The organism is Paenibacillus sp. sgz302114 (assembly GCF_056120345.1).
Map to the genome: position 1 here is coordinate 154,740 of NZ_JBVYOI010000008.1, position 14,631 is coordinate 169,370.

13 protein-coding genes are annotated in these 14,631 nt (G+C 38.8%); all 13 read right to left on the minus strand.

Annotation, left to right across the window (positions count from 1 at the left end):
* Window positions 1-26: 26 nt before the first annotated feature.
* Window positions 27-1,067, minus strand: coding sequence for a hypothetical protein (locus AC0LWF_RS19980; RefSeq protein WP_474653295.1), 1,041 nt, complete (start codon window positions 1,065-1,067; stop codon window positions 27-29).
* A 35-nt stretch (window positions 1,068-1,102) separates the two neighbouring features.
* On the minus strand, window positions 1,103-2,440 hold the full coding sequence (locus AC0LWF_RS19985) for a UDP-glucose dehydrogenase family protein (protein WP_474653296.1): 1,338 nt from the start codon (window positions 2,438-2,440) through the stop codon (window positions 1,103-1,105).
* Window positions 2,441-2,472: 32 nt separating this feature from the next.
* Window positions 2,473-3,852, minus strand: coding sequence for a sugar phosphate nucleotidyltransferase (locus tag AC0LWF_RS19990; protein WP_474653297.1), 1,380 nt, complete (start codon window positions 3,850-3,852; stop codon window positions 2,473-2,475).
* A gap of 55 nt (window positions 3,853-3,907) precedes the next feature.
* Entirely contained in the window at window positions 3,908-4,804 is an 897-nt protein-coding gene (locus AC0LWF_RS19995) for a beta-1,6-N-acetylglucosaminyltransferase (protein ID WP_474653298.1), read from the minus strand.
* Window positions 4,805-4,946: 142 nt separating this feature from the next.
* Window positions 4,947-6,374 (minus strand): O-antigen polymerase, encoded by a 1,428-nt coding sequence (locus AC0LWF_RS20000; RefSeq protein ID WP_474653299.1) that lies wholly within the window; start codon window positions 6,372-6,374, stop codon window positions 4,947-4,949.
* A 113-nt stretch (window positions 6,375-6,487) separates the two neighbouring features.
* Complete coding sequence (locus tag AC0LWF_RS20005) at window positions 6,488-6,748, minus strand: O-fucosyltransferase family protein (RefSeq protein ID WP_474653300.1); 261 nt, start codon at window positions 6,746-6,748, stop codon at window positions 6,488-6,490.
* Entirely contained in the window at window positions 6,745-8,193 is a 1,449-nt protein-coding gene (locus AC0LWF_RS20010; RefSeq protein ID WP_474653301.1) for an oligosaccharide flippase family protein, read from the minus strand. Before AC0LWF_RS20010 ends, AC0LWF_RS20005 begins: the two co-directional genes overlap by 4 nt.
* Window positions 8,190-9,146 carry a glycosyltransferase gene (locus AC0LWF_RS20015; protein ID WP_474653302.1) on the minus strand — a complete coding sequence of 319 codons (957 nt, stop codon included), beginning with the start codon at window positions 9,144-9,146 and terminating at the stop codon, window positions 8,190-8,192. The genes AC0LWF_RS20010 and AC0LWF_RS20015 overlap by 4 nt, the downstream gene beginning before the upstream one ends.
* 15 nt (window positions 9,147-9,161) lie before the next feature.
* On the minus strand, window positions 9,162-10,313 hold the full coding sequence (locus AC0LWF_RS20020; RefSeq protein ID WP_474653303.1) for a glycosyltransferase family 4 protein: 1,152 nt from the start codon (window positions 10,311-10,313) through the stop codon (window positions 9,162-9,164).
* A 47-nt stretch (window positions 10,314-10,360) separates the two neighbouring features.
* On the minus strand, window positions 10,361-11,494 hold the full coding sequence (locus tag AC0LWF_RS20025; RefSeq protein WP_474653304.1) for a glycosyltransferase family 4 protein: 1,134 nt from the start codon (window positions 11,492-11,494) through the stop codon (window positions 10,361-10,363).
* A gap of 188 nt (window positions 11,495-11,682) precedes the next feature.
* The gene (locus AC0LWF_RS20030; RefSeq protein WP_474653305.1) at window positions 11,683-12,783 is read right to left on the minus strand and encodes a glycosyltransferase family 4 protein; all 1,101 of its coding nucleotides are present in this window, start codon (window positions 12,781-12,783) and stop codon (window positions 11,683-11,685) included.
* A 10-nt stretch (window positions 12,784-12,793) separates the two neighbouring features.
* Entirely contained in the window at window positions 12,794-13,345 is a 552-nt protein-coding gene (locus AC0LWF_RS20035) for an acyltransferase (RefSeq protein ID WP_474653306.1), read from the minus strand.
* 18 nt (window positions 13,346-13,363) lie between these two features.
* Window positions 13,364-14,626, minus strand: coding sequence for a glycosyltransferase family 4 protein (locus tag AC0LWF_RS20040; RefSeq protein WP_474653307.1), 1,263 nt, complete (start codon window positions 14,624-14,626; stop codon window positions 13,364-13,366).
* Window positions 14,627-14,631 lie beyond the last annotated feature (5 nt).

The window sequence follows — 14,631 nt, forward strand, 5'->3', positions numbered from 1 at the left end:
GTATAACAATCGCGTTCCAACCTCCTTTATTTATCCTTCTTTATTGCCTTTGCAATTGCACCAATAGCCGCCGCACGCGCGCTGCTCTTACCAGCCTCATACTCGGTACTCCAGTTAGGCATTAGACCCGTACTAATCCCGGCACTTACGTAGCCGGATTTCGCATTACTCTGGATCGTCTGAAATTGTGCATCGCAGGATGCCTCAGCGGCCACTACTTTGCCGAGGAACTTATCCTGCAAGTCTTTCAACGATACCTTCCCTGACGTGCTAGCGAGGATCTCGTTCAAAATGCTATTGCTTTGAACTTTGCAGGTACCTGATAGCGCGCCCAGCTGAGTCTTGGTCTTGGCATCTATGTCCTTCTTCTTCTGCTGCTGCTCAGCCGTTAATTCTTTATCTTTTGTTCCTGTAGTCGTATCCTTCTGTGGCTCCTGTATTACTGGATCCTTTGGCTTGGTCTGCATTTCTTCCCAAGCCTTGCCGTTCTCTTTCAACTTCTCTGGATCTCGCTCACCAACCCACTCAATTGGATAATCCGGATTAAGGATATTAAGTCCGATGCCATACTGCTTGGTAATGTTTCTTAATGCGTTGATCTCTTCTTTCGTCAGCTTGGATAGCAACATATCTCGAATCTTCTGTTTCTCTTCCACAGAGAGATCGTAGGCTGCATTCCCTTGCAGATAAGAAATTTGCTTCAAGCTAAGCCCAGATTTCAGAAGAATGGCCGCAACGTCCAGCGCATCGTCACTCTTGATCTCTTGCCCGCCAAGCAGCGCACTTGCCTTCTCTACCGGCTTCTTAATGATGGCAGGAATTTTCTTCGGCTTGTCTTGTGCAGGCTTTGCGTCCGCTGTTTGATTCACTGCTGTCGTTTCATTGCTGTGCCGGGCTACGATATCATCAATGTCCATTGATTTTATGTAGTAGTAAATGTACCCGACGAAAATCAGTAACGCGGCAACAATAAAGGAGATCACACCGAGTGTCCACTTCTGCCATGCTTTCCACTTGCGCTTACGCTTGCGCCTTACTTTCTTCCTTGTCGGTTGTTCAGTCTCCATTTTGTTAGCAGCTCCTGTAATAGCATGGAATTCGTTTAGAACGATAAATTCGGGCTCATTTCCTTCACGCCGTTATTCATCTTTGGGCGGCCGATCGAGTAGTACGCGAACGGCGTTGCTTTTAAGTCCTCTTCCCGATAAATGTTTCTGCCGTCAATCAGATTCGGCGACTTCAGCCACCTCTGAATATCCGAGAGCGGAGTCTCTATGAATTCCCTCCATTCGGTCAGGATGCATAGCGCATCCGAATCCGTAGCCGCATCTTGTGCTGACTGACAATACTCCACTTCTGGACGATTAAAGGCCTTCTCAAAGTTAGAAGAAGCAATTGGATCGTATGCTTTCACCCTAGCCCCCCGCTCCAGAAGTGTTTCAATAATTTCAAAAGCCGGCGCGTCACGAACATCATCCGTCTCCGGCTTGAAGGCAAGTCCCCAAATGCCAATCACTTTACCGGTAACGTTACCGAGTAGTTCTTCCAGCTTCCGAATGACGTTGAACCGTTGATCGCGGTTGACCTCAACAACGGACTTCAAGAGCTTGAAGTCATAATCCATCTGCCCAGCAATCTGAATAAGCGCTTGTGTATCCTTCGGGAAACACGAACCTCCGTAACCGATTCCCGCCTTCAAGAAGGACGAGCCAATACGGCGATCCATACCCATTCCTTTGGCAACTTCCTCGACATCAGCCCCGACCTTCTCGCAAATATTCGCAATTTCGTTGATGAAGGAAATCTTCGTAGCCAGAAAAGCATTCGAAGCATACTTAATCATCTCGGAGCTGCGAACATCGGTAACTGTAATTTGCTCGGTCATGGGACGATGCAACTCCGTCAGCATTTCCGCTGCACGCTCACTTGCGGTGCCGATAATAATACGATCCGGATTCAACGTATCTTTAATAGCTGTACCTTCCCGGAGAAACTCCGGTACGGAAGCGAAGTCAAATGTACTTGTCGCATGCTTCGCAATAATTGCTGCTACCTTCTCATTCGTACCGACTGGGACCGTGCTTTTCACGACTATAACTTTGTGGTCATGAACGGCGCGACCGATATCCTCAGCTGCCTGTTCAATATAAGCCAAATTCGCCTCACCGTTAGGCAAGGATGGCGTTCCTACCGCAATAATAATGATCTCGGATCGATTGACCGCGTCTGCTAGATCAGTTGTAAACGACAATCGGCCGGCCCCCACATTACTTGCAATTAGCTCCTTCAGACCGGGTTCATGAATCGGAACTTCGCCGCTGTTTAGCAAGTCTACCTTGGCCCGCGCATTATCTACACAAATGACCTCATTCCCAAGCTCCGCAAAACAAACACCTGAGACCAAGCCCACGTAGCCGGTACCAATAACCGCAAGCTTCATCCTTATTCACTCCTTGCAATGCGTGATTATCTTTATTTTCCCATGGGAATATTAAGGCAGTGTTTACTCATCTCCGACCAAGTGGAATAAAGCTCCATAGTGGTATCATCATCGGAATCTCCGCTATTGACCACAATCATCTCCATGTCCGTAATGGCTCTCAGGCCATGCAAGGTTTTGATTGGAATATGTAGGACATTGCCTGCTCTCACCTTCATCGGAATCCCGTTCTGTACGAACTCGCCTTCACCCTTCACGATCGTCCATACTTCTTCCCGGTAAAGATGCATGAGATAGCTCAGGTTTCGGCCTTCCTTCACAGCTACCCGTTTCGTCATCACGCAACGACCATTTTCATAACGATCATTATCCAGAATCCGAACCCAGCCCCATTCCCTCTCTTCAAACATCGGACCTTGATCATAATTAATGAAGTCCTTAATTCGAGGACTAGCGCTTTTATCCGTGACAAGAATCCCATCTGGACTAACGGCTACAACCACATTAGAAACTCCTAGTATCGTTACAGGGATTTCGAGCTCATTCACAAGATGCGTATTGTGGCAATCTTCGCTGATGGTCCCTCTCCCGATCTGGTTCTGCCCCATCTCTTCCGTTAACGTGTTCCATGTGCCAAGATCCTTCCAATAGCCATCGTAAGGTACAACGACGATGTTGTCCGTCTTCTCAACAACCTCGTAATCGAAGCTAATCTTCGGAAGTTCGTGATAACGCTGAACTAGCTGATCATAGTGAACGGGGTACCCTTTCTCCTCCAGGATGTTAATGAGATAGCCCAGTTTGAAGGAGAATACGCCACAATTCCACAACGCCTGCTGCTCAATCAAGTGAACAGCAGCTTTTTCAGTCGGCTTTTCTCGGAAATGACTGACTTTCAATGCACCCTGCAGAGCTTCGTGCTCACGTTCAGGGATGATGTAACCATACTTGGCAGACGGATAAGTTGGCTTAACACCAATAAGAGCAAGGTCCGCCTGTGTTGCCTGAAGAGTTTCTTCCAGCTGTTTGACGGCATAAAAAAAGTGGCCCTCTACGTAAGGGTCCACTGGTAAGATTGCTATGACTTCGTCCAAATCCACTTTGGCGACTGAGTATAAATAAGCTGCCGTTAAGGCAATGGCTGGGAACGTATCTCTACGTTCAGGCTCAATAATAAGCGGCACAGAAAGACCGATCTGCTTATGTATCATCTCAATCTGTGCTTTACCTGTTGCTATATAGCTGGAATCCGCTAAACCGCAATCACTAATCTGGCTCCATACGCGCTGCACCATGGAGACTAGCTCTTGCTCTTCGTTCTTTAGCACTTTCAGAAATTGCTTGGATCGGGCATCATTTGATAACGGCCAGAGGCGCTTGCCGGAACCGCCGGAAAGGAGTACTAGTTTCATATAACACCTCCAAGAAGAATTACCTAACAGCTCAGTATAATTCATTAACTCAAAGCTAAAAATTGCATGTAAAATCGTCTATCTTATTTAATAGACTTATAGAGTCTCGAGTTGTTACTTTTCTAAAGAATAAACAACCTGAACTAATTAATCTATCAAAATCCGATTCAGTAAACACTTTAACACTCTTATCGTATTCAAAATAGTGCAAATTCCTCCACTTAACTAACCCTTTTACTGCTGGCTCAGGTCCATTACACATAGTTTTCTTCGAAAAACTCGAATTAAATATGATTGTATGAAAATAAGACTCATCAGGTGCAAAGACATGCTTAAAATAGTTATTAAATTTACTATGTGTTTTTGAGAAGTTTAATATATATTCTATGCATTGAGATGATAGGGCCCACTGAGCAGAACCCCAATAAATATTAAAACTGCCTCTCTCTCGAATCACTCCGCCCCTTAACTTTAAGGGTAACAACATTTGAATCTTATTAACGATCTTTTTGATTAAAGTCTTATTATCCATAAACCAAAATAAACTATATCTTCTATTATGGTATCTATCCTTTGACCCTGTAATGTTACATCCTCTAATATATTCTACATCCGCATTCTCACGGAAAAATGTTTCTATTGTTTCATTTGAAACTAGTGGGTAGTCCAACCCTTGTAATAATATATATCTGTCATACTGTCTCGTACTAAATGCTTCATTGATTAAAGATATTGTTGCAATAATTGAACTATACCCCCCCCAACTTATAGAGTATCTATTATTAGTAAAATAAACTGAATCGTTATCAGTCAGTAATTCCTGAAAAGGGGTTATGTCCACTTTACTATCCACATGTATGTATACATCAACATTAGCACCTACTATTTTCTTTGCTAGTCTGGCAATATGATACGGATCAACGTGAGCCAATATTAAGTATACAAGTTTCATATGTCACCTCCATCAACTTTTTATTAGCATTGGAAAACAAAGACCGATACCATAATAAATAACTTGATAACACTATCATTAAACAACTCTCAATATAATGAATGGACTTTTTTCTGGGTCAAAGCTTTTGACTAAGCCTGGTTTAGTGTTTAAATACATTTACCCGACTAAATCTCCTTGGTATTACGTACTCTCTTTTACGGTTTCGTCGCATAAACACTATTGAACACAGGATATACACGAACATGTACGCCACGCCATTTAACAAGTCTCCTCGAATAAGGAAGAATTGATAGGCTGAGAGAAACGGTACGAGAATCAACCACTTAGAAATAACACCAGTGGACTTGGACAATAAGTATTTCATCTCATATATCCGACTGAAATACCCGTATAGGAAAAATCCTAAAGCCATACCTATGATACCGAAATTTATATACCCTTCTGCCCAAAGAGGACAAGAAAAATTGGTAAAATCATAACCCAAATACTCACCAACCATTTGCCCAGTGCCCCACGGTTTATCTGGCCACAAACTTCTAGGAACCCAAAAGAGAATTGAGCCTAAAAACTGTCTTCCGTTAACAATCCCCTCTTTGTCAACATACATGACTGTGTTGAGCAGTTGCTGGAATGCATCATAATCACCTTTTGATGTCAACATGTAGGTGATTTTCTTGGTATTCAGTGTGGTACTTGTTGAACTCCTGAATATATCGGCATAAGGGAAAATAATTAGCATCAGAGCTAAAAACCCAAAGATGATCTTTCCAGCAGAATTCCTTTTCCACGGAATGATAACCAAAAAGAGTGTTAGTGCCACTGAGCCAAACCAGTATCTAGCGTTGGATATAGGATTACTAACCATGGCATTAAATAAAAACATTATAAAAATTAAAAGCGTTGCCCCGAAGGAATTGACTCCTTCTTGTTTAGTTTTTCTCGCCGCGATCGCAATAACCAAACAAACAAAAACTGGAACTTTCAACAGGTTGTTATATAGTAGAAATTCGGTTTTGGATAAGATATAAGATTTGGTTGCATTTCTTGCTGCAAAAAGATTGCCAAACCCACCTGTTTTGTAGATAATGATCAACGAAAGGATAATCGATGCAATAGATATCAGATACAACCAGTGTTTTGAAAGTGAATATGTTGTAGTTTCAACTAAAACTCCCTCTCTTTTACGCTTATTTGCGAACATTGTTCCAATATGGTATGCCACAATACCAACTAGCACAATAAATAACCCAAACGAAATTTGGGTGTCGGTATAGTAGGAAACGCCCCACGAAAATTTACCCGAAATAATATGAGCAAAAGGCGTAATGCCCATCCAAATATAAGTAAATAGCCAGAAGGTAAGGTCAAGCAGCGACTCTTGGTTCTTATAAGCAATGGCACAGAGCTTAATCGATGAGTATAGGATAATTGCAAAGCAAAGTATCAGGCTGCTTTTAAACTCAAAACTTCCCTCATTATCAACAATGAGAAGTATAGGCAGCAGAGCCACCATGAAGATGAGCAGAAAAGTAGCAAGCAGAGGTTTAGCATAGCCGATCTTAATCAACAAGTTCACTCTTCCCGTTTTTAGCGGATTATACCACAAAAAACTTTAGTATGAATATAGCATATGGGCCTAGGGACATATGCTATTCGATTGTATTTCGAATTGAATGTCTTTTAACTACCAAATATTAATCTTCTAAGCTTTGTTGCTATATGATCTTCTGTATCTGATAATCGTGCTATATGTATATCCTCTGCATGATTTGCATTAATACCGAATATCCTATCTAGTTCATCGCCAATGTGTTGATTCTGTAATCGATAGTTTGATTTTGAATCCAAATACACATTATCATTCTTCTTCAATAATTTTTTATAGAGGGCATATTGGAACATTTGGTTCCCAAGACCACTACTAATTGGTACTACTTTCATAAATACTCACCTTTTCTGTTAACTTTAATACTGTTTACTAACTCCCTACAATATTGTCGCGCGGGCTTAAAAATGAGTGTAATAACAGCAATAAAAACCGAGTATATAGAGGCCTTTATTAATAATATATATAGGTTTGACAAAGTATTAGCACTGGTTATTAAATTTGTTAAACAATACGATAATGAAGAAGCAACTACAATCATTATCAGTAACTTAATATTGAATAACTTCCTAATTTCAGGTAAACAAATGAGTTGAATTAAAACAACTAATAGTTCTGTAATTGTAAAAATTATCGCCGCTGCAAATACTCCTACCCTGGGAGTTAACAAAATGTTTAATACAACGCTAATAACTGTACCTACTATTAGAGGAAAAGAGTTCAACTTTACCCTGCCAACAGGGATCAAGTACCATCCTCCAATTACACTACCTACTGTTTTACATAATATAATAGGCCCCATGATAACTAGTAAATTCATGGCTGCGGAATACTCTTTTCCCAAAAACAAATTGATGAAATTTCCTGAGCACAGGGCTATTCCGAATATTAAATATACGCCAAATGCTGTATATATATTGAGTCCTTTACATATGATCAGTTCCGCTTTTATATGCTCTTTTAAGCCTCTATATTGGGCAATTTTTTGAGCAAGCACTGCTGTTGGGATCATGAGTGATGCATAAATAAAAGATATAATTCTTTGTACCTGTTGATAGTTTGATAATCCCTGAATATTATTACTTCCACCCAGCATTACCTTATCAAAACTTGAATATATCAATACCGATAGATTGGGTATGAATAGAAAAAACGATATATATATGTGTTTCTTAAAGTCCGCAAATTGAATCAATCTATAGTGTTTAAAAAATGGCATTACTTCAGAAAATAGAACTAAATTTCCTAATAGTTGACTTCCATTCATTATAGCAATATATATCCATAAATCATTTGGACTCTTTACGAATAAAAAAATGCTAATTGAACCTACAAACTTAATAACAATATTTCTTGATACTACTTTTTTGAATTCACCCGTCCCTTGAAAGTACCAACTAACATCAAATAAACTCACTGCCATTAGTAACCCTTGTAATAGAAATATTGATCTATTATATTGCAATGGGTATAACAACACTAACGCAGTGAAGAGTACTCCTCCTGACAGTAAAAATAAAGTTCTTAATAATTGTATTTCAATGAATTTAAGTTCCCTTCTGTTCACTTCAGATTGTGCTACAATATTCGATCCATGTACTGCAAATCCAAAAGTGAATATGGTCGCAAATATATTAGTTATCGTTAACGAGTAAGAATATACCCCATTTTGGAGTACCCCTAGTACTCTAGCTACATAGGGCAGAGTTAAAAATGGTAGTATTGTATTTACAAATTGTTGACAAGCGACATAAAAAATGTTCTTTGCTGTTCTATTCATGAAACTCTTTTCCTTAATAAATTTATAAGTAATTTTAGTGGTGTTTTAAGTTCCAGTCTCACACCCTTTGAAGTTACTAGATTCACCAATCTCCACGCTTCTACTGCAGAGGGCTTCTGTGAATGAATGCGTCTAACGAACACGTTAATCATCCAATCTAGCAACAATACTTGTTCATGATTTTGTATACTCTTCATCACTAATAGTCTGTTTAAGATGAAATTAAAACTGTGGTGGCTTTTATCACTTCTTAAGGTACTCATTATAGAAGATTTATGTACACGATGATATACGATTACTTTTTCAAAGTATATCACCTTTGGGTTAAATAACATGGTCTCAAAATAGAACATATCATCTTCAGCAGGAACTATTCCAGAATAAAAAGAAAGGCCTTTATCTATCAAAAAATCACGGTTATATATTCTTTTCCAGACAACAGGTGAATACATATTTCTTTTTCTGTTAGTATGTAAGTATTCAATTCCATCTAACAATCTTGTAGGAATATCATACACATTCGTCACAGTTCCTGTTATTACATGTTGTTCTTTGTAACTATCGCTCTCTAGCAAACCGTTGGAAATTTCTTCATTAAAGACTTCGGCATTAAAGACGACTACATCTGCACCTAATTCGCGAGCTGTCTTAACAAGTAAGAGAGGACTCTCCGATATGATGTCATCTGAGTCAAAAAAGTACACATACTCGCCTTGGCAATAATTAAAGCCAACATTTCGCGCTGTACCTACTCCGCTATTTTCTTGACTTATTACCTTTATATTCATATACTTCTTCTCATATTCTTGTAGTATACACAGGCTATTATCTGTAGAACCATCATCTACAGCAATTATCTCAAATAAATTCATTTGCATTTTATAAATGGAATTGAGACATTCTCGGAGATAGGGCTCCACATTATAAACTGGAAGTATTATAGATAATAGCATTTTTATTTCTCCTTATCATTCCGCAATAGCACGCTTAGCAATCTCTTTATAGAGAAATACGTCCTTCCCTTTATTCTCAGCTGCTAATTTCATTGCTCCATATTTATTTTCATCGTTGACGATATCTTCGATCTTACTTCTAATCTCATTAACTGAATCACTATATAAGAACTCTACATTCCCGCCTAAATCCACATGTGTGGTGCCATCCCAGTATTTGCAGATCATTGGAACTCCCTGACCAGCGACTTGCTCCCAAAAAACGGAATGTCTGCCTGGAAACACGACTAAATCAGCTGCGGCGAAATACTTGTAAGATTCACTCGAACTAATCCAGCCTATAAATTGTACAGTCTGATTGTTACAGAGTCCAAACATCTCTTCCTTCAAACTCTCCACTACCGATCCAAATACTACTAGCTTTACATTAGCTTTTCTTAACTCACTGACAGCTTTCATTAACAGTAGTGTTTGCTTCTTAAACTCATCAATCTTACCACCTGTTACGATTAAGAAGTCATCTTCTTTGATGTTATTATCTTTACGAACCGCTCGTATTTGTTGTAAATCTGCTGCTTTAATTACTTCATCATCGTCTGCTCCCATTACAAGCAGTTCAACCTTCTCAGGCTTTATACGATAAATATCTTTAATAAACTCTACCCTAGATGGAAGAACTCCATAAAACTTTTCTGTATAGGGTTCGATTTTCTTAGCAAAGTAGCTCCAAACCACTTTATAAAAAATTTTTGCTAATAAGGTCCTTGCACTATTTGAGAAATCAGCGTGATTATCAACATAGATTTTTACAGAATATTTCTTTGCATATTTTGCAACTTGAAGGATATCAACGAATTGAACATTATGAACAAATATGATGTCAGGTGCTTCTGCTTCAATTGTCTCATAGAAGCCTTGATATCGTTTATATCGATAATTAATATCTTTATCTTGTTTAATCGGTACTCGAATTACTTTAACGCCATCTTCATTTATGTAATTAGTTCTCTCAATCTTTTCTACCTCACCATTATTCCCCCACATCCATTGTGGGGCAATTATTGAAACCTCGTTACCTAGTTTAACATGATATTTAGTAAGCATATTCTCTTGATAGTTCCAACCATCGGATACAGGACCACAAATACAAATATGCAATACTTTCATTTATTCCCCTCATTCTATGCTTCTATTGAAACGAGATTGTTGTTCGGCTATGCATGTTTCTTTTTCCCTTTTACACGTAGAAATTCGTCAAAAATATGCAAATGCTTTTTCACCATTTCCGTGATGGTATATAATTTCGAGATTTCTCTGCTATAACTCCCGAATTGTTTCCTTAACTCTTCGTCATTGAGCAACCTTCTAGTTTTATTAGCCATTTCTTGAATATCGTCTACTTCTACAACAAATCCATTTTTATTTTGCTCAACTAGCTCAAAGCTTGCCCCCACTCCGGTTGTAGCTATGATTGGTAGTCCAAATGTAATCGCCTCATTTATAACGAGTCCCCATATATCATATCTACTAGGAAAAACAAAGAGGTCTGCTATACTCCAATAAGGAATTAATTCATTCTTCTGTAAGAAATCTATTAGCACTACCTTATCCGATAATTCATACTCATTAATAAGTGCTTCGTAATTCGCCCTTTCGGGTCCGCCTCCAATAAGCACAAGTGTTGTTTTATTATCGTCAATTAATTTAAATGACTTAATAAGAGTGTCAAATCCCTTTCGTGATATAAATTGCCCTATGCTTAACAATACCTGTTCACGCAGTTGCAAATTGTTTCTTATCTCCACCTTATCAGCAAGACTCAGGCTAATCCTGTCACTAGGATTGCAGCTGACCGACGCAAACGGATACTCATAGACTTCTTGCTCTGAAGCTCCATAGTACATTAAGTACTTTGAGCAATTCTTTCCAGATGAGAGATAAGCAGCAGCACTAGAGATGAAAAAGCGTTTTGTTTGTTTAAATAAAGCATTCTCACCTCGCTTAATAAAGCCTCCGTCAGAATTGAGCAAGAAAGGTACACGATTAAGTTTTAGCCACGTAATTGCTACCATCTCAGTGGGGGTACTGTAGCCACCCATGATGTAAATATCAAATTTGCTATTTCTTAATTCATTTATTATTCCTAAATTAATATGCTTATCTAGTCCAAAAGTATATCCCTTTAAAAATTTATAATTAAAGTTGTTTCCTAAATTATCTATCTCCCATTCCCGATCCTTCTCATTAGCAGCTTCAAACCATACCGTTAGATCACAATGCAGCCCTAACTCATTCCAGAACTCTACTCTGTAAGGAGCCGGGATATTGGTTATAAAAAGAACTCTCATAATTAGCTCCTTTCTGAGTTATTCGTTTGAAAAAGTATAGATACTCATGATCTGCGTTGAATTTCTATGAGCAGTAAATTCCTTTAAACTACGAGTTCATCGCTTTAGCTTTCACACTTGTATACAGTTCTTGATTCCTTACTAAATTTCTTACTTGCACAGCCAAATGCTGCGGATCTCCACCTATTTTAGTTTCTGTGTTCTTGGTTCAACTTTTTATTGAAAATCGAACGGAAATTATTTATGTATCTAGATTCTTTAAATGACTCTAAAATAGCCATTCTGTTGCTCATCATTGTTTCCTGAGTGCAATATAATCGTTTATAAATTTCAAATAAGTTTTGTTGTTCTGTCTCAGTTATGACAATCCCATTCTCACCATTTTTCACTAGATCCGGAATGCCAGCATGATCTGTTGTTACTATGGTCATACCGTTTCCCATTGCCTCAATAATAGAGATAGGCTGTCCTTCTTTCGGGTAACGAGTAATTAATGTGAAGATATCGCATGTTTTCAACAAATCTTTCTTTTGCGTCCCCTTAACCTCACCATGATAAGTAATAACATTACTTAATCCATTAGCATCAATTAGTTCAAGGAAATACTCTCTCTCCTCGTCCCTAAAAAACTTACCGGCAAAGTGGAAATGAAATTTTTTCTCTTGTCCTGAATCTATTCTTTTTTGTTCTATTTTTGCTAGTTCAAGAACCTCTAGATATCCCTTGGACTTTATGAAATTACTTAGATAGAGCACATCTAGATGTTGTTTATCCTCGACTAAACTAACCTTCCGCTGAAACTCTGAATCCGTCATTAATAAATCATTATCTATACAATTCGGAACAACCAGGATTCTATCTTCTGGAATCATTCCTTTAAAAATTAATTTCATAGAATCAGATAGTACAATTACATTTTCTAACGAGTTAATCGCATAATAATTCAAACGTGATTGTAACTTTCCGATATCATGATCAACTAGTTTACGATAATAGCCTCCATGCAGGTGAACAATACATTTCTTTTTCTGAAGCTTTAATAAACATAATATTATTAAATCCCTAACATTCCCACCTTTGGTCTGGCTAATTGTAAAGTAAATTAGCTCCGCTTTACTCTTCCAAATCGAATAGAGATTTCTAAGAAATGTTTTATTGTTGGTAATATCAACCTTCTCAAATCCAAACTCATTCTTTAATTCTGAGTTATAAAGTGTATCAACAGCTTTAGACAATCCATGAATAGGCGGCGGAAACTGGGCAATGAAACATATTCTTTTTTTGCTCATTTAGTCCAACTCACAATCTCTTTATTACTTTGGCCGGGTTACCCGCAATTACGCAGTTATCTTCAAAAATGCCACTAACTACTGCCCCAGCCCCAACTACACAACCGTCTCCTAGCACAGTTCCTTTTAATATTAAAGAGTTGCAACCTATAAAACAGTCTTTTCCTATTCGTACCGGCTTTGCGCCTATCTTCTCTTTAATATCTGCATTCCTTGCCTCAATTTCAATCGGGTGAAAGTCATTGTCCATGATTTTGGCATTCCCGCCAATCAACGTATTTTCACCAATATGTATACTTTTACGTGCATAAATCGTAGCTCCAGATATTCCAACATTATTACCGATTCGAATTTCCGCATCTGAAGTGCGCGTCACAATAATAGTTCTCTGATACAGCCCTATTAAATTGGACAAGAATGACGAGTTAATCGTCACATTATTACCTATCGTTAATTCCGCCCCTGACTTATTGAAGATAACTGGCATTCCTTTTAGCAAAAGGTTCTTTCCATACCTCACTTTGGTCGCTTTCATTACGAGCTTAAACCAATTACTGTTCATATCTATCGCCCTCAGCAGTTAATGACTAATTTCATGAATATATTTGTTAATCGATACATCCTTCGTTAGATTCTTAACTAAGAAGGCTCTTGCCCGCTCGCTCATATCTGATTGAATGCTGCTATCTTTCTCACTCAGAAAGCGATTAATAATCGCTTCAACTTCAATATAATTTCCTGGTTCCGTCACATAGCCGCATTGCGATTCTTCCATTATCAAGCGCGCTTCAGAACCTTGCTCCAGTACGCCTAGTATCGGTTTTCCCGCTGCCATAATGCCATACAGTTTACTTGGTACAGAGACGCCTTTAATCCCCTTGGCATTAATGCACCAATGTACATCACCGGCATTCAGACTGTAGATCAGATCGGATTTCTTCTGATAGGGAATGAAAGCGACATTCTTCAAATGATGCTCGTCTCTATAATCAATTAGCTGTTGCAGAACAGATCCTTCACCAATAAAGGCAAACACCACATCATCACGATCCTTGAACCTCTTGATGACAGGCATCATATTCTCAAGATCGTAATATAGGCCGATGTTGCCGGAATACATAATGACGAATTTATTGTCTAATCCATACTTTTGCTTAAACTCCACTACCCGTTCATGATCAGCTGGAAGAGGATAAATCTCCTTCTCATCGATCCAGTTATTAATAAAGGTATGATTAGGCACCTTCTTGCCTTGGAATCTAGCTTTTAGCGTTTCGACCATATCTCGGCCGACTAAAATAACTTTATCTGCGCTTCTGCAGCTGAATTTATCAAACCACAACATCGCGTTCAGAATTAGCTTATTGTTGCTATATTTTACGGCTATCGTTTGTTCAGGGTTGAAATCCTGGATGTTGTAAATGTACTTGGCCCGTTTCATCCATTTGCCCCATACGCCAATAAGCCCGCCAAGGATAGGTGGCTGTGAAATGGAATACACATAATCCATCTTGCCAGCTTTGAACGTTGCAAGCATTGCGCCAACAAAGTAAGACAAAATGTTCTTAATCCTGCTGAGCTTGCTGCTCTTCGTGAATTCTGGAACGCGGATTCGTATGACTTTGACTCCATTCATTTCTTCGTAATAAAACATCCTTGTCTTATACTCGGCAGCTACTGCCCCAGTGTAAGAGGGAACTACACAAATAACCGTTATAGCGAAGGAAGGAAGCATGCCTTCCGCTAGTTCTTTCAGGATTTGACCTGTTGATGCGACATCTGGATGGTAATAATGCGCGTAGATAAGCAACTTTTTTCTCGTTCTTGCTTCTGGGCTTGTCATCGTTT